This is a genomic window from Bremerella volcania, assembly GCF_007748115.1.
Lineage (GTDB): Bacteria > Planctomycetota > Planctomycetia > Pirellulales > Pirellulaceae > Bremerella > Bremerella volcania.
The window spans coordinates 3204919-3229883 of record NZ_CP036289.1; the positions used below are offsets into that span (position 1 = coordinate 3204919).

Sequence of the window (24965 nt, forward strand, 5' to 3'; positions counted from 1 at the left end):
AGGATGCGTGCAAGCATTTTGCCATAACTTCACTTGATCGTAGCGAGAAGGCCAGCGGCACGATTACTGTGCAGGCCACTACGTTTTCTTATGCCACAGGAGCACACAATTGACGGTAATCGACAACGCGAAACTGGAAGCGGCTCTTGAGGAACAGGGAATAACGGCGCGGGATAACTACTCTTTACCCACATCCGCACTTTCCTTTCCAGATGGCGGACACTTTCGCATTGAAATCGCAGGTGTCGAGCGCCTCTCGGCTTTGGAAACGATGCTTGCCGAAGCGGAAAAGCTGAACGTTCCCGTACATCGCATCATAGCCACCGTAGGCGGGGCAACTTATCTCACCCAGAGTGAGTTGAATGAATTTGCAGCGCTGGCCAAGTACAAGAAAATCGAAGTCATCATGACGCTAGGCCCTCGGCGGGGTTGGGATACCGGCCGACAGATTACGACCAGCGAAGGAATTGTCTCCGGCATGCGGCTGCGGGGCGTCGATAGCATCCGGCATTGGCTCAAGGATTGCGATCGCTGCCTGGAAGCGGGTTTTCGAGGTTTTTTGGTACCGGACGAAGGTTTGTTGTCGCTTGTCGGCGGCCTCCGAGAAAAGGGTGTGATACCTGCCGAAACGATCTTCAAATTGTCGGTCTTTGCCGGGCATGCCAATCCCGCCGGTGCCAAGCTGGCCGAACAACTGGGAGCGAACAGCTTCAATCCCCTGGCCGATCTGACCTTGCCGATGCTCTCCAGCATTCGTAGCTCGATCAGTATTCCGATGGATATTTACTTGTGCCTGGTCAATGCGATGGGGGGATTCAATCGGTTCTACGAAGCCGCGGAGATCGCTCGCCTGTGTTCGCCGTGTTACTTCAAGATAGAACCAGGTCCTTCAGAGGAAGAAATCTACGCACCATGGAATTCGCCTGAGTACCACGATACGCAAATTCGGGAACGTGTACGAAACGCGGCAGTGGTCATGGAACTTATCGAACGCGAGGGTGCTCCGGTGTCAGCTTCACCTGCAGGCGGAGAAGATCTTGTAATTCCTCGCTAGTGCGCTGCACGCCGTTTACGTCAAAACAACGATTGAAGCTGAAGGAACGGATCATGTCTCAGCAAGCGACCCAAATCGCCGATATGACTGCTGGAGAAATGTCAGAGTGCTTTGCCACTGGCGAGTTCACACCGAAGGAAGCCGCTCAAGCATGTCTCGATCGGATCCACAAATACAACGACAAGGTCAACGCTTACAACATTCTCAACGAAGAGATCACCCTGGAAGCTGCCGAGCGTTCCACGGAACGCTGGCGATTGGGTACGCCGCTCAGTCCCATCGATGGTGTGCCAGTCGCGGTCAAGGATATCTTCATGACGAAAGGCTGGCCGAACCGAAAAGGGTCGACGCTGACATCAAAGGAGCCATTAACGGTCGACGCTCCAGCGATTGCGGCCCTACGCCGAAATGGTTTCGTGCCGCTTGGTCGAACAACCACTCCAGAATTCGGTTGGAAAGGGGTTACGGACAATCCACTTGATGGTGTAACGTCGAATCCGTGGGACCCAAGCAAGGTCTCGGGGGGATCGAGCGGTGGAAGCGGGGCCGCGGTGCCATTGGGTATGGGACCACTTGCCCTGGGAACCGACGCCGGCGGATCCATACGCATTCCCGCTGGCTTCTGCGGCGTCGTTGGACATAAGCCCACTCATGGACTCTGCCCGATGTGGCCGCCAAGTGCCTTCTATCCGCTCGCGCATGTTGGGCCAATGACATGGACGGTTGCCGATACGGCGCTCTTGTTGGATGTGTTGGCCGAGCCGGACCCAAGAGACATGACGTTGCCTAACTGTCCGGTTTCCTTTCGTGACGTTTTGGAACACGTCGACCTGAGTGGGGTCCGTATCGCATTGAGTCCTACTTTGGGATATGTGGATGTCGATCCTGAGATTCATGCGGCCGTCGTAGCGACCGCATCGGCGTTCGAAGAAGCTGGTGCCGTGTTTGAATCATGCGACCCAGGCTTCTCCGATCCGCTTGAGTCGTTTAATCGACTCTTCTACGGAGGAGCTGCGAATGCCTTACGTGATATTGGGCCCGACGATCGGGCGAAGATGGATCCGAATCTGATCCAAGTCGCCGAGTGGGCCAGCAATTTATCTCTACTGGAATTCATGGAAGCCTCCAACGAGCGGGCGGCCATCACTGAGACGATGAGTCTCTTCCATCAGAAGTACGACCTGCTGCTCACGCCGACTTTACCGATTCCTGCATTCGACGCCGGGCTAGAGGTTCCCAAAGATTGGCCTCACGATCGCTGGCCAACGTGGACTCCATTCACCTATCCCTTCAATATGACAGGCCAACCAGCCATCTCGGTTCCTTGCGGTTTCACCTCGACTGGATTGCCAATAGGCCTACAGATTATCGGCCCCAGACACGCTGATGCGCTCGTGCTTCAGGCAGCCCACTACTACCAGCAGTCTCGGCCGCTCACGTCGATACGGCCGGACATGTTAGATTAGAAGCCAAGCATCTCGTTAAGTTCGTGCATGGCGATGGCGACTTCGTCGTGCAGGCGTATCTCTGCCAAATCATCAATCGTAAGCCGCTCACGGTAGTGACGGCTCACCCAATCGTATAATTCGTGGTAGCGCTGCTGCGTTAGGAATACCGAAGATGGCATAGCCGCGCATTCCTCTTCGGTAAGAACCACCCGCAACCGCAAGCAGGCAGGACCTCCTCCGTTCTGCATGCTCTCGCGAAGGTCGACGAATTGGCAATCGTAAATGGGATTGTCTGCTCGCAGCAGGCTGGCAACCAGCTGACTCGCGGCTGCGCTTTCGGAACATTCGATCGGACACAACAGCAGCATCTGGTTGGGGCCAGTGGAGATTAGCTGACTGTTGAAGAAATAGCTTTGAACGGCATCGGAAAGATTCAATTCCTGATTGCTGATGACCACTTGCTGTAGATCCGGGCCAAAGCTATCGGCAAGCTCTGCCAGAACGCGATCTTGCTCGGCGAATGCGTACTGATGCACAAGATGCAGCGATTGATTACCAACTGAGATTACGTCGTTGTGAAACACGCCTGCATCAATCGCCTTGGGATGTTGCCGGGCAAAAACACAGCGCTTGGAACATAGCCCATGCGAGGTAGCGATTTCTTCACAAGCCACTCGTGTTTGACGGGCGGGAAATCGCTGAGCGGATTGTTCATCGCTGTGATCACGACCGTAGACAAAAAGCTCGACTCCTGGGAGGCCATAATCACGACAGAACCTGGTGTGATTAGCTGCTCCTTCATCACTCGAATCCGGTAATGCGGGCAGCGGGTCATGAACGACAAAGTGGCTGGCGTCATGAAAGATCGCTCGAAGGGTTCTCGTTGTCGGTTGCGTTTCCAATGCACGATGTGGCATCGTCTGTAAGTTGGCTGGCGTGAAGTGTACTCGGCCATCGGCACAATCGCTGCTGGGGGAAACAGTCGCGGCGTTGGCTGTCCACATCGCTGAGGCACTGTAGGCGATACTAAGCAGATCGGGTCGACTCTTGTATGCCGTCGAGATGATCTCGTATGTAGAGCCTGTGAACCCTTGGGATTGCAGAAATGCCAAATCAGGGCGTGGTTGCGGCGGAAAGAATGCCTGAGGAATGCCCAAGTCAGCCACACGTTTCATCTTGGCGAGACCCTGCAGTGCCGCCCTGCGTGGCGAGGAAGCTGCATGGCGATGCTCTACAGAGGCCAGGTTACCCAAGGAAAGTCCTCCGTAGTGATGCGTCGGTCCAATCAGCCCATCGAAGTTCACTTCATAGGTCGTCACTTGGCATCGGTTCCTTCCGGCAAGGCCTCGACTTCGGCGATCGGAACATGGCAAAAGTTGATGGCATGATAACCGGCCGGACGATAGTTGCCGCTTTGACCGATTCCACCAAACGGCAATCGACCGCTGGCGCCGGTTGTGGGAAGATTCCAGTTAATGAGACCAGATTGGATGTGTTCTCGGAATCGGTCGAAGTGGGCTCGGTCAGCGCACAAGATTCCGGCGGCAAGTCCGTACTGGGTGTCATTCGCTTCCCGAATCGCGGCATCCAGATCAGGGACGCGTATTACTTGCAGAAGCGGGCCAAAAACTTCTTCGTCCGTTCGCGACGTACAATTTGTGACGTCGATGATTCCAGGACTTACAAACGCTGCGCCGAGGGACAACTGCTTGGACTCAATGAGCGGAATCGCACCATGGGCGAGTAGATCGGATTGAAACCGAAGCACATTTTGGACGGCATTGGCGTGGATTAATGATCCCATAAAAGGTTCTGGCTGATCACTTGGTCTGCCAACTGTAATATCTCGAGTCTTCTCAACGAGCCGTCGGAGTATTGGCTCGGCGTCGCCTGTTACGATGAGCCTTCTTGCACAAGTGCAGCGCTGCCCGGAAGTAAGATATGCGGACTTAATCACCCTATCGACCGTCTCATCAATGCTTGCCGGTCGGTGAACGATCAAAGGATTGTTGCCACCCAGTTCCAAAGCCAACAAAACTTCGAGACGATGCGTCAAAGCCTCTCGCAACTTAACACCGGTTGCGCGACTTCCGGTGAAAAAGAGTCCGCGAAGCTTGGGTTCGGCCAAGATGGCTTGGCTCGTAGAAACGCCTCCCTGGACGAGATTCAAGACTCCTGGTGGTAAACCAGCTTTTTCCCATAACTCGACCATTACTTGGGCAGCGTACGGTGTTAGCTCACTCGGTTTGAATACGACGCAGTTGCCAGCCAACAGAGCAGGTACGATCTGACCGTTAGCAATATGGGCTGGGAAGTTAAATGGCCCGATCACCGCTACGACGCCCAGCGGCCGGTAGACGACACGCCCGTTGAGGGTGTTGGTACTTACTTGTGTTTCATCACAAAGTTGTTGATAAGCATCAATCGTGATCTCGCATTTGGCCGCGACCGCTTTCGCCTCGGTCGCTGCATCCCATAGTGGTTTGCCAACTTCGTCAGAGATTGCCTTGGTGAGGATGTCGACATGTTGATTCACTACCGTTGCAAAGCGACGGATTGCCTTAGCACGTTCTTCCCAGCCGAGGGCTGACCAGGCAGCTTGTGCCTCGTCAGCCGCGGCAAAGGCTTGATGGACCTCTTCAGTCGTGGCGGCTTGTCCCTGCCAGAGCATCTCTTCTGTGACGGGGTTATTGCTGACAAACGGCTCGCCGTAGCCTTGTTGCCATTTACCATTGACGTAATGCATGATGAGAGTCCTCCTCGCTTTAAGCCGTTAATGCGCCGCTTTAAGGGGGGCAAACCGAACCGATTGACCAACGCTTACTTTCAGATCTTCCGCAAGTTGGGACTCTAACACGAGGCCATCGCGTGTTTCGGAAATCTTTCCACCACTGGTACGGAAATAGCCGTCCTTTGCCGAAACAACGGCCATGAGTGCGTCTTTTTCCAACGACGATACGATGGACACCACCGTTAGAACACGACTCTGCTTGACGGTACGAATCTCGTCTTGCGGGCAATGGAGTACGGGGCCAGCCTCGAAGATGTCGACCATGTCGTGGTACGCGAAACCTTCGCTTTCCAGTAAGCGGCGAGCAGGAACCGTATTGGGATGTACCTCGGCCACCGAAGCTTGAGCTTCCGGCGAGAGGAGATCGAGGTAAACGGGATGCCGGGGAATCAGTTCTTCGATGAAGTCCTTATTGATGAGACTCAGCATATCCGCATTGGGAAAGTCAATGCCGAAGAAGTGGACCCCAAGCGCCTCCCAAAAAGGGCTGTGGCCAGCTTCGTCGACAACGCCGCGCATCTCGGCAATCACCTCCTGCTCAAAAAGCTTGGGATACTCAGCAATAAAGAGAAAGCGAGAGAGCGACAGCACTCGTCCGTTGCCTCCACCCCGAAAATCTGGATGCAGAAAGAGACTCCCAATCTCCGTCGGGCCATCATGATTCTTGAACAAGTGCAAAACGCGATGTTGATGTTTACTACCCAGTGTCTTCGACTCTTGAATTTCCGTTTCCAGACGAAAAGCGTAGAAAGGCTTGAAGCCGCCGACCTTTGATACGATTCCACACGTACCCACCACTTTGTGTAGAGAAGTGTCTTCCATCACAAACAAATAGAGCTGGCCTTGGGGATCTGCATCGTTCAGGTCTTCAAAGGCACGAAGACTTTGCCGTACCCGCTTTTCAAAGACCGCTCGGTCTTTGGGGAGCGTCGTGAGCCCGTACTTCGTCAACTGCGCCAGTTCGTGCAGTTGATCGAGGTCGCGTTCTTCCACAGGCCGAATGAGCATATAGACTCCTTCGCGGGCATGGGTTATTGCTATTGATCGAATACGTCAGACAGGAGGACACTTTCCACTAGGTCGCAGACTTTGGTGATTTCTTCATCAGACAATGAAATAAACGGCGGTAGGAATCGTACGCGTGCCGGGTCAACACCTGCCACAAAGGCGATGACGCCTGCTTCGTACAACGCGTGCAACACCTTCTTCGCGGCTTCCGGTGACCCATCCAAGGGTGTGAAGGCAATCATGCCCCCAATTCCCCAAGGGCCACGAATGCGATCAGGGGCCTTTGCATGAATCGCCTCAAAGCGGGCTACGAACCGATCGTAAATCTCCGCGATGCGCCCCCGCGGACCGTAGAAGCTTCCTTCGACCAGTTTCCGCAATATCCAGCGCGCGGCAACAATAGCGGTTGTCGAGGAAGTAAACGTCTGACTCAACAGCCCAGGCTTCGGATTGAGTTCTTTTCTAAAGAGGGTCGCACAAACCTGTGACATCTTTCCCACAGTAACCACATCGGCAAACTCATCCAGCTCAAGCATTTGAAAGGCAAACGGAGCGTACGTCCGACCGAACGTCTGGATTTCGTCGAAGAAGACTGGAATCTGAAGCTCGCGAAGCAGATGGCAAAGGGCAACGAAGTAGTCTCGCGGAGCACTGTAGTACCCTCCTTCCCCTTGAACCAGTTCCATGATGAAACCGCAGTGTGCGTTGGGGTGGCGTTTCAGGTATCGCTCCACCGTCTGCAATGTTTCGTGGGTGCTTTCTTGCGGCCGATTGGCATCAAAAAAAGGAACGTAATCCACCGGGACGGTTAGAGGCTGCCCAACGCGATTCTTCGGTCGATCGGTGACCTGTCCGGTTAGGTGTGTCCGCCCCGCAAACGCGTTCTCGAATGCCAATACGCGGCTTGATCCTGTTCGATGTTGGAACATGATCTTGAATGCGTTCTCGTTGGCCATTGCGCCGCTGCTTGAAAGGAAACAGTGGTCAAGCGAAGCACCGTGTTGATTGGCGAGCGTTACCAGCTGCATCGACAGCAGCAGCGATTCCGTGTTCTGCTGCAGGTTTCCCTGCATGACGGTATCGGACAATATGGCCGGGATAAGTTCCTGCAAAAGCTCCGGATTCGCGTGCCCCATGGCGTGGACGCCAATCCCAGTGATCATGTCGTACTTGACACTTCCATCGGCGAGTTCCACCAGCGCGCCCTGCCCTGCTCCACTACCAAGATAGGGAAAGAACAGCGAGTTTCCGCGCAACTCGGCAAACGAATCGAGCCACTTCTGATACGGTTCGGACAGTTCAACATTGGGGCCGCGGGCACTTAGCTTGGCAGAGTGTTCCGCCAATGCTGCCGTTAGAAGTTCGGTTGCCTGAGTAACACGGGGATCGGACAAAAGCTGTTGGGCAGTCAGGGATTTGGAATCCATCGAGCCTCCTTCGCAGGTAAGTTCTGTACTTCATTTTACTCCCTCGCGGCTGCATCGGCCTGTCGAAATCATTCTGCGAGGGTGATCAGTGTGAGAAATGTGAGTTGCGTTCGCTGAATCAAACTGTCGCAGTGCATGTATTCCTGCGGAGAATGTATGTTGCCGCCACGGACCCCCATCGTATCGATATTCGGCACGCCGAGAGCTGCCAAACGATTGCCGTCGCAAACGCCGCCGGTCGACTCCCACGAGAGATCCAGCCCAAGTGTCTTACCATTGGCTTGAACTATCTTAAGTAGCGATTCATACTCTTTCGTCATCGGCTTGGGGGGCGCGAAGAATCCGCCATGCCGGATCAAGGTGATGCCTTCTTCCGTTTCTTCGACGATGTGATCTAGCGCGGCATTCAAAGCGTCCTCGATATCCACGGCCGGGTAGCGCACATTAAACCGGACCACGGCTGTGTCAGGTACGACATTCGTAGGCCCGCCTCCGTCAATCTTGGCGACATTGATCGTCGTCTCTTTCCAACGTCCATTCAGGGCATGTAGCTTCTGGGCAACCCGTGCCGCAGCAACAATCGCGTTGCGCCCCTTGTGAAACTCACGGCCGGCATGGGCGGCTTGCCCGCGGACAACAATTTCAAAGTTGCCTGAGCCCTTCCGCTGCCCGACAAGACTACCGTTGGGCAGACAAGGTTCGAACAAGAGTCCAAAATCAGCCCCTTGGCAGTGATCGCTGAAGACTTCACGCGATGCCGGGGACCCGATTTCTTCGTCGCTATTGAGAATGACTTTCCATCCGAGATTTACATTGCCAGTCGATTCGACGTATTCCTCATACGCTTTTAGCGCCCACAAAAGGACAACCAACCCACCTTTGGCATCGGCCACGCCTGGGCCGTGCAGAAGATCACCATCTTGCTTGACCTTTTGAAATGGTGACTCTGCCGGATAGACGGTATCCAGATGAATCGACAATACAGCTTGCCGAGGGGCACCGGCTCGGCGAACCCCCAGAAGGACATCTCCGATGACGCGTTCCTTGAGATCGCCATGCTGGTCAACAACCAGTTGCGGGGGGACAGAAATTGCCTGGGCGTCATCGGAAATGGTACGAAGTTCGTCGAGAACCAGACCGCCCAATTGGTGGAGACCAGTCAGATTGCTAGTGCCAGAGTTGATAGCAGCCCATAGCACCAGCTGACGTAGCATTTCATCCCGCTGGGATTGGATGCGGGTTAAGATGGTTTGAACTTCCGATTCCAGTGCCATGGCCATCCTGCCGAAAAGAGTTACTAGAGATTTTACGCGCCACAGAGTATCCTTCGCCATAGAATGTTAGCGGAAGCGCGTCGATTTTTAACCTGTCGACACTCCAGCCGACTTTGACAGGAGCCAGCGATGTCGGAAATTCTTGTTCTTGTCGTTGAAGATAATCCACTCCAGGCTAAGCTGATCGAGGAGCTTCTCTCTGAAACGGGTGATACGAAGTTCACCATCTACGGCGTCGATCGTCTCGAAGCAGGCTTGAATTACCTGGCGCAGAATCGCCCTCACGCAATTCTGCTCGATCTTACGCTTCCCGACAGCGAAGGACTTCAGACCTTCCTGCGGATGCACCACGCTGCCGAGAACATCCCAGTGGTCGTCCTGACGGGCAACGACGACCTATCCTTGGCTGCCAAGGCCGTTGAAGCGGGTGCCCAGGATTACCTGGTGAAGGGAAAGATCGATGGACATCGCTTGGCCCGTTCTTTGAAGCTGGCCGTAAAGCGCACCCATGCCGAGCAGCAGGAGTGGAACTCCCCCATGCTGCACCTGGCACAGCAACAATTCTTGAAAGCGGCTCAGATCATGAGCCTCGATGAGAATTTGCGAGAGCGGCTTCTGTTTCCACAGCGGACACTCGTGGTTACGTTGCCTTTTCGCAAAGATCGTTATACCCATGTCGAGACCGTATTTGGCTATCGAGTGCAGCACCTCTTGACGATGGGACCAACGAAGGGTGGTATTCGCTATCACGAAGACGTCGGCCTCGGCGAAGTGTCTGCCTTAGCGATGTGGATGACCTGGAAATGTGCGCTGATGCGTCTTCCTTTTGGTGGAGCCAAGGGGGGTGTCCGCATAGATCCAACCGACCTTACTGGGCACGAATTGCAACGATTGACGCGACGATACACAATGGAAATCATCGAAATGATTGGCCCTGAGAAGGACATTCCAGCCCCTGATATGGGCACGAACGAGCAGGTCATGGCCTGGCTAATGGACACTTACAGCCAGCAACTGGGGTACTCAGTTCCGACCATCGTGACCGGAAAGCCAGTGGCACTGGGAGGCTCGCTGGGGAGACGTGAAGCTACCGGTCGCGGACTCGTGTACGTCATTGAGGAGGCCGCCAAGGTTATGGGAATGCCGATGCAAGGAGCCACGGCAGTGGTTCAAGGTTTCGGCAACGTCGGTAGTAACACGGCTCGGCTGTTGGAAGAACTGGGGACGAAGGTGATCGGTGTGAGCGACGTCTCGACGGGGCTTTACAATCCCAAAGGACTCTCTGTTGCCGATTTGCTTCAATACGTTGAGGACAATCGAGTCCTTAAAGGATATCCGCACGCTGAAGAAGTAACCAATCACGAGTTACTGGAGCTGAAGTGCGATATCCTGGCACCATGTGCGCTGCAGAATCAGATCACAGCCAGCAACGTCGAGAAGCTGCAGTGCAGGATGGTTGCTGAAGGTGCCAACGGTCCCACCACGCTTGAGGCGGACGAAATTCTCAAGGACCGAGGGATTTTCGTCGTTCCGGACGTGCTCGGTAATGCGGGCGGGGTGACCGTTTCGTACTTCGAATGGGTTCAGGGAACGCAGAATTACATGTGGACCCTGGACGAAATCAACTCTCGGCTCAAGAAGATCTTGGTCGATGCGTTTCAGCGGACCCTTGGACGTAGCGAGAAGCAGAACCTTGATTTCCGCACGGCTGCGCTCATCGAGGGAATCGAAAGAGTTGCCGAAGCAAAGCTGCGTCGAGGCCTCTTCCCGTAATGGCGGCTGCTAGTTTTGCAGCTTTTTATCGGTACTTTCGAAGATTTTATCGGCACTTTTGGCAACGAATCCTTCAAAGAGGGAACCGTTTGGAAGAGGGTAACGTCGGGCAAATTCGTAGTAGCAGCCCGGCACGGCGTGGACTCCGTCTGCGAAGCGAACATCCACGACCGAGGCAATCGTCGACGATTGTTCCAGGTAGACCTCTGGCGATCCCTTGATGGCTCCACCTTCTTGATTCAACGCAAACCCTTCTTGCACGAGCAGCGAGTTCAGATCTTGCAGGGAGTCGATGGTCTTCAGGGCGTTGACGAAGATAGTGAAATGATTCGCACAGAATCCATGGGCAGCCATCCAAGCTGCATACTCGCTTTGCTCGCTTAACGTTTCGTAGTGGGCGAAGGGTACCTCCCAAAGTCGACCGGCGGTGCACAGTGGCTCTGAGAGCGATTCCATTTCCGGTAGCTGTTCAAGCATGCGCTGAATAATGTCCCCAAGCTCGCCAGAGAACTCATTGAGCAATAGCTCGCTGATGAAGACTTTGGGAAGTGCCGGGTCGCTGTGCTGAAAATGTCTGGCGAAAAGCTTCTTTGTCTCGAAGTGGTACTCGTCCGCTGGCTGGTAGCCAGCTTCGAGAAAGGGAATCGCAAGTTGATCGATACCTATTCGCGGATCCTGAAATGTCCGGAACGCAATATGGTCGTTCACGATGGTTTCGCCACGATCCGAAAGCAGCTTATGAATTTGATCGGCCTGGGGATTAATCTTCTGATAGGAATCCCAGAGTTGGTCAATTAGCTTTTCAATACTGCGACCCATAATGATCTCCTTGGCGTGATGTACCAATCTGTAGAATTCTAGCTTGATCGCGGATCAGAGCAACTTGCCGACTTAACGCCTGAAGGGGGAAACCTCATAGAATTAGCCGAACAGTGGCATTACCAATCGAAGTAACGCCCCACTTCTCCGTCAGCCAGTTCCGCTTCATCGTCGGTCAATCTCGTCAAGCAAAACCGGTCCCCGTCCGCTGTCAGCATCTCCAATATCAGCGGATCAATGTTTTTCGACGAATTCGTAAACCCCAGATCCTGGAATAGATCATCAACTACTTTGGTGTCCACAAGTTCGACGGGCGCTGCCGGGATGTCTTCATTGCGACTGGCAATAAAAGTGCTCAAGCCGAGCAAATAGTCGCTCGCTTGGTTCCCGCCGTTAGTTGGCTCACTTTCAGGGATCACGTCCGACTGGATGACCGCAGCTGAAGAATTCGGTTGGGGAACGACTGTCAAGGCAAGCACGTTTTCCTGGATCTGGGCTGAGCTCAACGACGATGTTCCCTTGAACGCGATCAAATTAGTTTCGGGCAGCCCAAATAGAACGCTGATAATCGAGTTTCCATCGGTCGCGGCATCGACGATTCCATCCTCATTGACGTCCAGCAGAAGTCCTACCTGTTCGACGTTCTGAAAGACCTCAGGAGCCATCAAAATCGTCGACCCCAGATACGGAGATAGCGAAGATTCGGGCAATCCAGAGAGCACGGCCAGAATGAGATTACCATCGGTCGAAGCATCGACCGTTCCATTCTGATTGATATCGAGAGGCGCGAATTGCTTGCCGATCTGGTCATCATTCAAGATGGTACCGGACGCTGTCGCACCGCTGATTTGAGCATCCCCACTGGTAGAGCTGAGTGTGACGACAAATTGCTCATCAGGCTCCGCAATGGAATCGATGCTGGAACTAAAAGAAATCAGTTTCGACATTTGACCAGGATTGAAGCTTACCGAGCCACTCGGGAAAATACCAGCAAAGTCTGATGCGTTGGCGGGATTGCTATTTCCTTCCGAGACTCCCCAGGTGACAGTTTGTACGGTGTCCAGGTAGCCAGATCGTCGAATCGAAAAGGCATGAAGATTCCCCTCGGCGGCATTGGCGATCGTAGCGACTATTTCGAGAGCCGCATCATCATCCAGGATTGAACCGATCGCGGTGCCGGAGAGCAGACCAAGGCCTGAGGTTAAATTCGAGAGAGTAATGGAAAACTCTTCGTCAGGTTCAATCACCACGTCGGGAAAGATCGAAACGCTAATCAGTTTGCTGGCTTCACCGACGGCGAATGTGACGGTACCTGCAGGAAATTCAGTGCCAGGTTGCGAATCACCAAAGTCGTCGGCCGTGACCGGATTGCTGCCGCTCCCGGCAATGGTGTAGTCCGCCGTGACGATTTGGTCGAGGTTTCCACTTCGCAGCAACTCAAAGGTGAGTAGAGTAGGACCTGTGCTACCCTCGAATTGAGACAGTGATGAAGCTGCCCAGGACAGAGATGCATCGTCGTTCAAGATGGTTCCGGTAGCCGAATCGGTGGCGATGCTGAACCCTGCGGTCGCTGCTGTAAGATGTACTTCGAATTGCTCGTCTGGTTCTAAGATGGGATCCCCGGAAACGAAGATCGTAATCGTCTTGGTAACTTCCCCGGCGAGAAACGTTACCGTCCCCGAGGGCATCGCGCCGCCAAAATCCGCGCCATCGGCCGGATGTTCGCTTACGCCAACGACGACATAGTTGACTTGAAACTCGGTTGCCGTTGAACCGTCTCGTGTCACGGTGAACGTGAGTTCCTGAGTCCCCGAGTCCCCTTCGTTTGCGGCGGCATGGTCGGGAGCAATGCTCACTCGACCATCGTCGTTGAAAATGGTACCGGTTGCTGCGGCAATCCCCTGCTGAGTTGCCCCAGTTGGAGTGCCAAGAGTCACGATAAATTGTTCGTCGTCTTCCAACGTCAGGTCAGCAACAACCGGAATCACAAGTGTTACGGATGTGCTTCCCGCTGGGATCTCAACCGTGCCCGAGGGGAATACGGTTCCAAAATCGCTTGCATCCGCCGGGAAGGTCCCTGTTCCCGCTACGGAATAGTCAACCGACAAGGCCTGCGAGGTATCTCCGGTGCGCGACACGGTGAACTGGAATTCAGTGCTTCCTCCAGTTCCCTCGGGCTTTTCGGCATCAAGGGGAACGATATCCACAATAGAATCATCGGCAAGAATGGTTCCACTTGCAGTCTCCTCGGCGATGAGAGTACCGGAAGTGGCATTGGACAGCATAATCTGGAATTGTTCGTCCTGCTCGACTTCTGTGTCACCTGTTACTTGAATCGTCAGGACATAGGTCGCCTCTGCTGGGGCGAATGTCAGTGTACCGGAAGGAAATTCGCCGCCGAAGTCATCCGCATTGGCCGGTGCCGCCCCACTTCCCGCAACGGCGAAATCGACCGTTGATTCAGCGGTTAGGTCGCCTGTGCGCTGCACGGTGAATGTGAAGTTGGTGAGGTCTCCGTCATCTCCCTCGCTCAATATGGCATCGGTGGCGGTAATGGTGAGGGTCGGCGAGGAGGGTCCACCCAGATCGAGAATTGCCTCGGCTAATGCCAGAGCATCCACAAGGGGAAACGTCAGGCCTGTGTTGGTGACGTTGTCGTCTTCGTCATCACCGTCCATCACTTGCGATGCCGTAGAGCGGAGCAGGTCCACGAATTCGCTCACGGTCAGCCTGCGACCGAGGACGTCATACGCCAGATCCTGAGCGAGCACCGCAATTCCCGAGATCTGCGGTGACGCCTGACTTGTGCCGTGTTGCGTCAGCAGGTTGCCATTAGCTCCCGCTCCTGTAATCGGCGCCCCTGGGGCCATGATCGTGGTTAGCTGCGAATCGCGCTGGCTGAACGGAGTGATCCGCCCGCTGCCGGTGCTATTGGCAACGGCGCCGCTGGAATAGCTGAAACTACCAACGTCGCCGTCATAAACCGCACCGACCGACAACGAGTTCGCATCCGCTGCCGGGTACCCCACACCTTGAACGCTGTCGAAGGTATAGAAACTGTTTCCCGAGGACGAGACTACGATGACGTCCAGTGCGGCCAGAGCCGCAAGTTCGTCACTTATTCCATAGAGTTGCTGGTTGGAGGCGTGATTCTGGGAATCTCCCAGCGACATATTAACGCTCGCGATATTATATGTCGCAGCATTGGCGACGACCCACTGCAGGGCCGATTCGACCATCCCGAAACTTCCACTTCCGCTGTCAGGGAACACCTTTAAATGGATGATGTCAGCGCCGGGCGCTGCCCCTGTATACGTAGCGTCTGAAGAGGCCACGATACTGGAAACGTTTGATCCGTGCCCATTAACGTCGCTCGCATCGGAATCATTATCGGCAAAATCGTAGCTGTAAACGATTCGATCGGCTACGCCGTCGCCGTTGGAGTCTGGGCCAAAGAATGGATGGTCCAGGTCGATGCCTGTATCCAGAATAACGGTTGCGAACCCTGACCCATCGACGGAACTAAAACGTGGGTCTGTCCGATAGTCGTCGAGATGAATCAACGACGCTGACTGTTCCAGGGATGGAAAGATCCCCACCTCTTCGGTGGACCAAAGCTTACTGTCCGAGTAGATCGCCGCGGTCGACTTGGTCGTCGTCAGGGATCCAATTGCTTCGACGACACGTTGTTCGTAACGACTACTTGAAGACTCCAAAAGTGCCGCTTTTGCTGCGGCTGAGCTGATCGGTACGCAAACCGATTCGGACGTAGCTTCAAAGACGACAAAGTTGGGTTCTTGGGGAGCAACCGACAAGAGGTCTCGAGACTCAAGAACTTCGAAGCGAACACTCTGATGCAGAATGCGCCGTCGGTTACGCAATCCAGATGTACGCAACGCACATCCGGATTGGCTCGAAGAACACAGGATCATGAATCACCAAGACAAGGAATCGTTATCAGGCTTCGCTCAGCAGAAGGGGCTAACCCGAGAGATTATCAACACCTTTGGTGCTTGACGCAACGTCCTTTCGGTAACGCAAATCTGTCGACTCCGCATTTCCCCGCGATCGGAATTCCCATGAGGGCACCAGGAGGAGTACATCACATACCGCTTCGGTACTGCAGATGCGTGTGCAATCTGATTTCAGGCCACGCTTCGACTTGATGTGTTTTCCTTGCCTCCTTGATCTATGTATCAGGAGTCGAAGCTCCATAACGCAGTGAGATGCGCCATTGGCAGTGGATAGTCAGGTGGAAAACTTCCTTGGAAAGTGCTCGGCAAGTCGCAACCAATCAGATAAATTAACGCACTTGAGCTTGGACGTATTAGCGGGAGATGCGCATTGATCAAGCGAGTTAAGTCTTCAGGTCGCAGCAACAAGCGGACGGATCGTAAGCGTTGGCGAGGCCTTCGCCTTGAACTCTGCGAATTGCGGTTGCTGCTGACAGGAGAGATGCAGTTCGTATGGGCCGACGATGCCATTGCGGCACCATCGACGGCACTCGATATTCCAGTTCAGTATCAGACGCTCGACGTTGACGGCGACCCATTGAATGCGTTGGCTTCGGGGCTTGGTCTCCGGATGCATTTCGATTCCACCAAGCTGACGTTCGACGGTCTTGGCGGAACGTTTACGGAAGATATCTTCTTCAACCCCGACACGGTAACACTGCAGGATGACGTTTCCGATTTAGACAACGACCCGACTACCGACAAGTATCTGACGGCCGTTTGGAACGATTTAATCCAGGTCGATGGGGGATGGCCGTCGTCCGGAAGTCAACCGCTGACGCTTTATACAGCCAATTTCACGACGGCCTTGGGCTTTTCAGGGCAGACTTCCGTCAACTTTACAAGCAGCAGTCCCGGCACCAATCCCTCGTCGGGTTTGCCATATGAGTTTAAAGCTCAATCGTCTTTGGTCTCAGTCCCTCCCATGCTGAGTGTCGTTGCAACCGATGCCAACAAAAATGAAGGCGATAGTGGAACAACCGACTTCACGTTCAATGTTATCCGGTCGGGAGTCACCAGCGAAAGCTCAACGGTCGACTATACCATTACAGGAAGTGGCACAAACGCTGCCGACGCTTCTGACTTCGGCGGGAGCTTGCCAAACGGCCAGATCACATTCGCGGCAGGAGAGACCTCGAAGACGATCACAGTTCCTGTTAGCGGTGATACGCAGTTCGAATTGGATGAAGAGTTTACCGTCACGCTCGAGAATCCCGCCAGGGCAACGATTCAAACCGAAACGGTAACGGGAACCATCCTCAACGACGACACCGCAATTCCTACGATAACGGCTATTGATGATCAGGTGATTGATGAGGATGGAACTACCGGTGCCCTTGCCTTTACGCTCGGAGACCTCGACACGGACCTTGATTCCCTCGTCATTACGGCATCCTCCGATAACCTGTCCCTGGTGCCTGATGAAAACATCGTCTTCGGAGGATCTGGGGCCAATCGTACGGTTGAAGTCAGCCCGGCCGCCGATGCCTCGGGATCGGCGGAGATTACCGTATCGGTCTTCGATGGCACGAATACGACGACCGAGAACTTAACGGTCATGGTCAATCCAATCAATGACAAGCCCACCATCACCGCGATTGGCGACGTAACGATCCGCCTTGACGGTGCTACTCCACAGTTGCCATTCGCGGTCGGAGATATCGACGACGACGTAAACACGCTGGTCGTCTCGGCTGTATCGGACAATCAAGCACTGCTGCCTGATTCGCAGATTGTCGTCTCAGATACCGGGGCCAATCGGACTATCCAGGCAACTCCAGTTTCTGGCCAAGAAGGAGTCGCGAATATCACGGTGACCGTGGCAGATAGTTCGTCAAATACAACGGAGCAGTTTGCGATAACGGTCTCGTCCGATGGAGTTGAGTTATTCTTCGAATTTGATGTGCCTGGCATGGGCAAGTTTTCGCAGCTGGATGAAGTCGTTCTGGCTGCTGATCGTGAGTACTTTGTCACAGTCTATGCCGACAAGCTGCCTGCTATCGACCTGATCAGCTACCAACTCAATTTCGCCCAATCGGACTTGGGAGCTGGCCTGTTAGCGCTGAGTGATTGGTCAACAGCGTTTTCACTTCCTGTTGATAGTAGTCTATCCACGCCGTCTGATACCCTGGTTGCCGCAGCGAACTTGCAGTCGAAGATCACACCGGTCGCTTTGGGTACCTTTAAACTTTCAACACCTTCGGCCGCAGGCATCGGGCCCGAGGGGATTTTGCTATCGCTTGACAAACTTACAGGACAAGAAACGTCCGACACGACAATTGGTAACCTCAATGGTCAGTCGCTACTAATTGTCGACTATGGAGATGTTGTCATTCACCTGGACGGCACCGCGCCGACTGTTACCAACATCGAGGCAAATGTTGATTTGGTCGATCCGGTGGACCTCCCGACGGGCGCACAACCCGCGGGGTGGACAGCGCAGCGAAGCGACGTGCGAAATATCGTGGTTACTTTCGATGAACCCATTGCGGAAGTGGTTGCGGCGGATCTGGTACTGACGAATTTGGGCATTGATGCCGATGTCTATGCCGATCAGGTGATCACGTTGACCGATGGTCAGCTTTCGGTAGATGGCAACACCCTGACGATCATCTTTGCTCCCTACGAGCTTTCTGATGGGATCTATCAACTCGACGTGTTGCCTACCGTGACCGACGTGCTGGGCAACAGCCTCGATGGTGACAAGGACACCCATGGGGGAGACGCGTTTGTCGAAGTGGGAAGTGTGGTGAACAAGTTGTTCAAACTTACCGGCGACTACAACGGCAGCGGGGGCGTTAATATTCTCGATTCAGCTACCCCGATCTATTGGTTTGGTTCCGATCAGGCCCCGCAGTACGTCGACCTGAATCAGTCGGGGGCAATCAACATTCTTGACTTCTCAGGCTACGTGGCCAACTTCGGTGTCGAGTTGACTTTCCCGCCCGAAGTACTCGCTGCACAGTCCGGTCGAACTCTTGCCCTCAGCAGTGAACCATTCGAAACGGTTGAGAGTTCTACTGAGTTAGAGGTAGCAACTGCGTCAACTACGGCTGACCAAACGACGCAATACGCTGCGTCTTCGACAGGAAGGCTGTTGGACGGGGAACCCGTTTCGGGTCCAATCATGCAGCCTCCCATCGCACTTGTCGTCCTGTCGAACAATCGCAAAAGGGTAAGTGTCGGCGCGGAAATTGAAGAAGATTCGGAATTAGACCTGGCTAGCTCGAGCGATGAAGAATTGCCCCCACCACTTCCGGACCAACAAGTCATTGATGCGGTGATGAGCCAGGTTTGTGAACCAGAGTTTGACGTTCTTGTTGAGCAGGAAGAATTGGAATCTTTTCTTGAAGTAGTTGATGCCGACGGCTATTTCGCGTGGTAGAAGGCCCACTTTCGTGAAGTTGATCATGTAGCAGGAAGCGCGATCCGACTTGATCTTGTGTCGAGTTAGTCGCAAGGAAACACGAACGACCGTCTCAAACACCCCTCATCGGAAACGTCGCATGTCAGTCACACGTCGTCGAAACAGGCCAGCGGCACGGTGGAGTCATTCCACCCTTGGTCGGCTTGGTACTTTCGAGGCGTTAGAAGAACGCCGCCTGCTGGCGGTCGACTTGAGCTTTGTACCATCGGCAGGTACCGTTTCGGAGGAAAATGGTCTCCAGATTCTGACCACAAGCCCTGGGAGTGTGCTTCAGTTCTCCGTTCGATTGCAGGGTTTGGTAGATGAACTGACCAGTTTCCAACTCAACTTGCTTAACAGCTCCATCGATTCCGGCCAACTCCAGCTCCGCGACTGGACAGCGGATCCTGCCTGGCAAGTGCCGCTGGACAACAATCTTGACTCTTCGGCGGCAGATTTATTTGTGGCTGCCGGAGCCGACTTGGTCGGTACGTCTTTCGCACTTCCGGTAAAGCTGGGTACTTTCGAGGTAGAGGTACCGGCAACACCCGGTGTCTATCTCTTGTCGGCAGACTCAAGCGGCAGTGGCATATTCCAAACGATGTTCCTGGGAAAGGACAGCCCAGATCCCATTGCCGTCAATAGTTTTGGTGACCTCTACATCCGAGGCGAAGACGCGCTCCCAATTCTTAAGATCGAGCCAACGGTTGCGGACCAGCTTGAAGGGGATTCGGGAAGCAAGATCTATCAATTCACGGTGCACCGCTCAGGTGACGTGAGTGGAACTTCATCGGTTGATTTTGCCGTTATTGGAAGTGGCGCAAATCCTGCCAGCGCATCAGATTTCGCGAATGGCATTCTTCCTACAGGGACGATTGCATTTCTCGCTGGCGAAACCGAACAGACGATTTCGATCGAGGTTGTAGGGGACCTCTTGGTGGAATCGGATGAAGAATTTGTCATTACGCTCTCAAACCCTGCCAATGCAACGCTCGACGCAGACCTCACTGCTCAGGCAATCATCCGAAACGATGACTCTGAACTTTCGATTGCCGCGACCGATGCCGTTCTCACAGAAGGTGATAGCGGAACTAAATCTTTTTTATTCACGGTGACGCGTACAGGCGATTTATCCGGAGCGGCATCCGTGGACTACGAAGTCGCCGGGTTGGGCACCAATCCGGCTGATTCCGCGGACTTCGGTGGTAGCTTCCCTGCGGGCAGTGTGCCCTTCTCTGCGGGAGAGACATCGAAGACGATCTCGATCGAAGTGTCAGGGGATACCGAAATCGAACCGGATGAATCGTTCGTCGTTACTCTCACCAATCCCATTGGTGCTCAATTGGACGCGGCAACGGCCAACGGAGAGATCGTAACGGACGACTTCGCGCCGACATATGCGCCGCTCGATGTCAATCAAGATGGTACGGTAGACGCTTCGACCGATGGGAATCTGATCCTGGCGACCTTGTTTGACTTGCCACCCAGTAATTTAAGTAGCTTCAAAGGATCGTCGACGTTGACGGTGGAACAGATTCATCAAAACGTGATCGATTTGCGCTCCGCAGGCACTCTCGATGTGAATGAGAGCGGTACCGTGGATGCTTCGACGGATGGGAATCTGATCCTGGCAGTTTTGTTTGATCTACCCGATTTGTCGCCATTTATGGGAAGCACGCTCCTGACCGACGTGCAGATCAAAAACAATGTCTTAGCGCTCACGAAGAACTCGCCTGTGGTTCCCGCGGGACTTTTCAACGATCGCCTGGCACGCGAGATCCCCGCAATCGACGAGTCATCGCCAGTCGTTGAGCTTGATTCCGAACGCTGCATCATCGTTACGGGAGACGTGATGACCGTCGGCAATCAAAGCAATAGGTCGGTCATCCCCGACGGAGAATTGACCATCAATGCGGATCCAGGCGCGATATCGGGAAAGGTATGGGACGACGCGAATGGCAACGGAGTTCAAGATGTTGGCGAAACCGGGCTAAGTGGATGGAAGGTCTATGTCGACGAGAACGACAACGGGCAGTTTGATGAAGCGAACTATGCCCCCATTTCCTCGACGAATGTCCCGGTCTCGATCACCGATAACAATACTGTATCGTCCAATTTGAGCGTCTCTGGACTAACCGGCATCATTTCCGATGTAAATATCACGCTCAACATCAGTCATACGTACGACAGCGATCTCGAAGTCTCTCTGATTGCTCCTACCGGCGAAAGTGTGTTGCTGTTCAATCGGATTGGTGGAAGTGGAAACAACTTTACGGGAACAACGCTGGACGACGAGGCCGTACTCGCCATTACCGCAGGTTCGCCACCATTTACGGGCACGTTTCGGCCGCAGGGATCGCTATCCGACTTCGACGGATTGAATCCTAATGGAACTTGGACTTTGAGCGTAACCGACCATGCGAGTCTTGATACGGGTCAGGTCACAGGATGGTCGCTGACTTTCCTGACAGGAGAACAATTCCAAACAACGGACCTAAACGGGGATTTCGTCATTGATTCGCTCGATGCCGGAAGTTATTCGATCCGTCAGGTAGTCGAGGCGGGTTGGCGGCAACTTGGTCCTGCAAATGACGCGGCGCAGGTGGTGGCCGTTGCCGATGGGGTGACGACGCCGAATGTTGATTTTCGCAATCAGATGCTGCCGGGAACGCTGCGAGGCCGTGTATGGCAGGACCAGAACGCCAACCAGGCCGTTGATTCGAGCGAACCGTACCTCGCAAATTGGACGGTCTATCTTGACCTGACCGACAACCGCATTCTGGATTCCGGCGAGCCGACTGCGGTAACTGACTCGCAAGGGCTCTATGAGTTCACCGACCTCGCGCCGGGCAGCTACGTTATAGCTCAATGGCTTCCAACCAATTGGGAACAGACCTATCCAGGTAGCACCGCACCATCCCCCCTTTTCGCTCGTGCTGCCGAGAATGTGTATGCGCCGACGTCTTCCAGCATTCAGCAGATGTCAAGCGAGGGAGAAGACTCGCCTGATACCTGGTGGATAAGTAGCCACTGGAGCGGCGAGCAACTGGTCGAAGTGCTGGGAGGTACCGTCAACGCGATTGCGGAAGTGACCAATGCTTTCCTCTGGAATCCCGGCAGTTCGAAGGCCGCGCAGCAGGCATTGCAAATTTTGTCAGCGGTGCCGGCAATTGACGTGTTCTGGCCGAATACAACGCATCAATACACGTCACGGCTTGTTCCGAACGACCCGTTGTACGTCGATCAATGGCACCTTTCCAACACGGGCCAGAGTGGCGGCACGGCTGGTATCGATGCTAACATTTCAGGTGTCTGGGACGCGGGAATCACCGGAAACGGCGTGATCATTGGTATTGTCGACGATGGTCTCCAGCACACCCATCCTGATCTGACGAATCAGTATCTGGCAGAATATAGCATCGACATCAACGGGAACGACAGTGATCCGACTCCCTCGTCCGCTGATCCGCATGGAACTTCGGTTGCTGGTGTCGCGGCGGCTTCTTTCCAAAACAACGAGGGCGGAAGTGGCGTTGCCCCGAATGCTTCTCTTGCAGGGATTCGTCTAACGGCCGCCGGGGTCACCGACTCTCAGGAAGCTACTGGACTTACTTATCAGTCGCAGTTCATCGATGTCTACAACAATAGTTGGGGACCTGCTGATTCGGGTGCGCAGCTGTCAGGCCCAGGTCCACAGACGGTATTGGCTTTGTATAAAGGTGTCACTTCTGGGCGAGGTGGTCTGGGGAACATATATGTGTGGGCGGCTGGCAACGGGCTTACCAACAACGATAACGTCAACTACGACGGCTACGCCAGTTCGCGGTATACGATCGCCGTCGCGGCTGTCGATCACAACGGAATCCAGTCGTACTATAGCGAACCGGGGGCATCGATTCTTATAACCGCTCCTTCCAATGGTAACACGGTTGGAATCACGACGACGGATCTGGTGGGATCAAACGGCTACAGTACGGGAAACTACACCAACGGCTTCGGCGGCACGTCTTCCGCTTCGCCACTGGTTGCCGGCGTAGTCGCGCTCATGCTCGAAGCGAATCCCCAGCTTACTTGGCGCGATGTTCAGCATATCCTGGCCAATTCCGCTGCCGTCAACGATCAAGGGGACAGCGATTGGAGCACCAACGGTGGCGGCCACCAGATCAACCACAAATATGGCTTTGGCATGGTCGATGCTGAGGCCGCCGTAGCGCTTGCCCAGTCCTGGACGACGGTAGGTGCGGAAGTCATGGTCGATTCCGGTCTCTTATCGGTGGGTTCGACGATCACCGAAGGGATAACGGGCATTTCGACCACTGTTACCATTCCCGAGAATATTCTTGTGGAGTCTGTCGAGGTCACGTTCAGCGCCACCCACTCGCGTCGAGGCGATCTGCAAGTCGAGTTGCGGTCGCCTGATGGGACCGTATCAATCCTGTCCGAACCCCACAGCGACACGAGCAACAACTACAACGGATGGGTGTTTACGACGCTAAGGCACTGGGACGAATTGTCGGCTGGGGACTGGACGTTGACCGTCCGTGATCCGGTGTCGGGGAGTGTCGGGACATTGGATTCGTGGCAATTACGGCTATTCGGAACGGCGGCCAATCCCATCGATACGTCCGTTTACCACGTGAATTTGGCTCCGGACGAAATAATTGATAGCCTTGATTTTGGCAACCGGTATACAGGCACAGCACCGCCGGTCGTGACATCGATCGCGACAAACGTTGGTATTACCGATCCTGCTCCGCTGCTATCTGGTCAACCTACTACCGACTGGTCCACACAGCGTAGCCGATTAGCGAATATTGAAGTTCAATTCAGTGAGTCTATCGCTGATGTTGATGCGAATGATCTGGTCCTACGCAATCTGGGAATTTCAGGCGACGACAATCCCGCAGGGATAATTACCTTGGCCGATGGTCAGCTACATGTCAGCGCCGACAAATTGATGATCGATCTACAAGGTCTGAAGCTTCCAGATGGGGTCTACGAGATTGAACTGCTTCCCTCAATCGTGAGTCTTTCTGGCGTCGCTTTGGATGGCAATGCCGACGGAATCGCTGGAGATGCTCACATGATTTTGGGCGGAAGTGAGAACGGTCTCTTCCAACTCAGCGCCGACTTCGATGGGGACGCGAACGTTTCCGAGGCCGACTTCGGAGCCATTTCCTATTGGTTCGGTAGCCAACCCCCCTCCGCACCTGCCTACGTTGACCTGAACCAGGATTCGGGAGTTTCGATTCAGGACTTTTATCTTTTTCAGCAGGTTCTGGGGAGTTCGCTAACTTTCCCCACCACAGCCAATGGTGTCTCAGTAACAAGGATGGTTCCCGCGGCGACTTCAATTGAATCGGACTTGGTAAGTGACCCTGCAACCGATGGTATTGCCGCCAAGTTGGAGACCAAAGAGCGTCCCTTTATCTACCTGACAGATTCGGCCGTTACTTCTCTAATCTGTCGGCCAATGGAGGAGTCCCGAGATCCACGCCAGGTGGCGGTCCCTAAGCCCGTTTTCATTGGTCCTACCTTCACGCCACCGCAACTGGCTTTGCTCCTTGAGTCAACGGAATTGGCAATTGATAAGTTGAATGCCCACGCTCAGCAGGTCGACGGTGCGTGGGCCACGTACGTTGAGTTCATCGACGACGATTTGTTAGATGAGATCATGGAACTGAAAGGATACCGAACATCCTAGCCAGGAATATGGGAAGCAAACTCAACGCGAAACGTCAGATCGCACTTCTAGGAACACCTTCATTCAAAAGCATGGAAATCGTGTGGATAACGGCAGTGATTCCGAGTTAAATAGGGATCATTGTTCAGTACGATTGCGGTCATGTTAATTAAGAAATTGAAGAGGATGGTACTCAGAAGTGAGTGCCCGCTTTCACATAGGGTGGATAGCTTGATCCGCCTTTCAAAAAGTAAGAACATTCCCTGTAA

Annotated in this window: 12 protein-coding genes; 5 read left to right on the forward strand and 7 right to left on the reverse strand. The window is 54.1% G+C overall.

Features of this window, described 5'->3' with window-relative positions; translation table 11 throughout:
* The first annotated feature begins 109 nt into the window (after positions 1 to 109).
* Both Pan97_RS13070 and Pan97_RS13075 read left to right on the forward strand, forming a co-directional pair.
* Complete coding sequence (locus Pan97_RS13070; RefSeq protein WP_144973203.1) at positions 110 to 1054, forward strand: hypothetical protein; 945 nt, start codon at positions 110 to 112, stop codon at positions 1052 to 1054.
* Positions 1055 to 1107: 53 nt separating this feature from the next.
* Positions 1108 to 2520 (forward strand): amidase, encoded by a 1413-nt coding sequence (locus Pan97_RS13075; RefSeq protein ID WP_144973205.1) that lies wholly within the window; start codon positions 1108 to 1110, stop codon positions 2518 to 2520.
* On the opposite strand, the gene astB is transcribed toward Pan97_RS13075, so the two are convergent.
* The 5 genes from astB to Pan97_RS13100 all read right to left on the reverse strand — a co-directional run bounded on the left by astB (position 2517) and on the right by Pan97_RS13100 (position 9002).
* A complete protein-coding gene (gene astB, locus Pan97_RS13080) occupies positions 2517 to 3821 on the reverse strand; it encodes an N-succinylarginine dihydrolase (RefSeq protein ID WP_144973207.1) in 1305 nt (434 codons plus the stop codon). The genes Pan97_RS13075 and astB overlap by 4 nt on opposite strands.
* Positions 3818 to 5248 (reverse strand): succinylglutamate-semialdehyde dehydrogenase, encoded by a 1431-nt coding sequence (astD, locus tag Pan97_RS13085; protein ID WP_144973209.1) that lies wholly within the window; start codon positions 5246 to 5248, stop codon positions 3818 to 3820. The genes astB and astD overlap by 4 nt, the downstream gene beginning before the upstream one ends.
* 27 nt (positions 5249 to 5275) lie before the next feature.
* Complete coding sequence (locus Pan97_RS13090) at positions 5276 to 6301, reverse strand: arginine N-succinyltransferase (RefSeq protein WP_144973211.1); 1026 nt, start codon at positions 6299 to 6301, stop codon at positions 5276 to 5278.
* Between the two features lie 29 nt (positions 6302 to 6330).
* On the reverse strand, positions 6331 to 7728 hold the full coding sequence (locus Pan97_RS13095; RefSeq protein ID WP_144973213.1) for an aminotransferase class III-fold pyridoxal phosphate-dependent enzyme: 1398 nt from the start codon (positions 7726 to 7728) through the stop codon (positions 6331 to 6333).
* Between the two features lie 68 nt (positions 7729 to 7796).
* The gene (locus Pan97_RS13100) at positions 7797 to 9002 is read right to left on the reverse strand and encodes a hydrolase (protein ID WP_165698736.1); all 1206 of its coding nucleotides are present in this window, start codon (positions 9000 to 9002) and stop codon (positions 7797 to 7799) included.
* 129 nt (positions 9003 to 9131) lie between these two features.
* Between Pan97_RS13100 and Pan97_RS13105 the strand changes: the two genes are divergently transcribed.
* Positions 9132 to 10775: a Glu/Leu/Phe/Val dehydrogenase dimerization domain-containing protein gene (locus tag Pan97_RS13105; RefSeq protein WP_144973217.1), complete on the forward strand. Its 1644-nt coding sequence runs from the start codon at positions 9132 to 9134 to the stop codon at positions 10773 to 10775.
* A 9-nt stretch (positions 10776 to 10784) separates the two neighbouring features.
* Here Pan97_RS13105 and Pan97_RS13110 read toward each other — a convergent pair whose 3' ends face one another.
* Both Pan97_RS13110 and Pan97_RS13115 read right to left on the reverse strand, forming a co-directional pair.
* The gene (locus Pan97_RS13110; protein WP_144973219.1) at positions 10785 to 11594 is read right to left on the reverse strand and encodes a DUF1338 domain-containing protein; all 810 of its coding nucleotides are present in this window, start codon (positions 11592 to 11594) and stop codon (positions 10785 to 10787) included.
* 119 nt (positions 11595 to 11713) lie between these two features.
* Positions 11714 to 15409, reverse strand: a complete 3696-nt coding sequence (locus tag Pan97_RS13115) for a Calx-beta domain-containing protein (RefSeq protein ID WP_165698737.1) — start codon at positions 15407 to 15409, stop codon at positions 11714 to 11716.
* 529 nt (positions 15410 to 15938) lie between these two features.
* Here Pan97_RS13115 and Pan97_RS13120 point away from each other — a divergent pair.
* On the forward strand, positions 15939 to 18992 hold the full coding sequence (locus Pan97_RS13120; protein ID WP_144973223.1) for a Calx-beta domain-containing protein: 3054 nt from the start codon (positions 15939 to 15941) through the stop codon (positions 18990 to 18992).
* A 121-nt stretch (positions 18993 to 19113) separates the two neighbouring features.
* Complete coding sequence (locus tag Pan97_RS13125; protein ID WP_144973225.1) at positions 19114 to 24717, forward strand: S8 family serine peptidase; 5604 nt, start codon at positions 19114 to 19116, stop codon at positions 24715 to 24717.
* Positions 24718 to 24965: the final 248 nt, after the last annotated feature.

What these genes read in the sequence shown, in the direction of transcription:
- Pan97_RS13075 (WP_144973205.1), top strand. Translation starts at nt 1,108, where the DNA reads ATGTCTCAGCAAGCGACCCAAATCGCCGATATGACTGCTGGAGAAATG.
- Pan97_RS13100 (WP_165698736.1), bottom strand. Translation starts at nt 9,002, where the DNA reads ATGGCACTGGAATCGGAAGTTCAAACCATCTTAACCCGCATCCAATCC.
- Pan97_RS13110 (WP_144973219.1), bottom strand. Translation starts at nt 11,594, where the DNA reads ATGGGTCGCAGTATTGAAAAGCTAATTGACCAACTCTGGGATTCCTAT.
- Pan97_RS13090 (WP_144973211.1), bottom strand. Translation starts at nt 6,301, where the DNA reads ATGCTCATTCGGCCTGTGGAAGAACGCGACCTCGATCAACTGCACGAA.
- Pan97_RS13095 (WP_144973213.1), bottom strand. Translation starts at nt 7,728, where the DNA reads ATGGATTCCAAATCCCTGACTGCCCAACAGCTTTTGTCCGATCCCCGT.
- Pan97_RS13105 (WP_144973217.1), top strand. Translation starts at nt 9,132, where the DNA reads ATGTCGGAAATTCTTGTTCTTGTCGTTGAAGATAATCCACTCCAGGCT.
- astD (WP_144973209.1), bottom strand. Translation starts at nt 5,248, where the DNA reads ATGCATTACGTCAATGGTAAATGGCAACAAGGCTACGGCGAGCCGTTT.
- Pan97_RS13125 (WP_144973225.1), top strand. Translation starts at nt 19,114, where the DNA reads ATGTCAGTCACACGTCGTCGAAACAGGCCAGCGGCACGGTGGAGTCAT.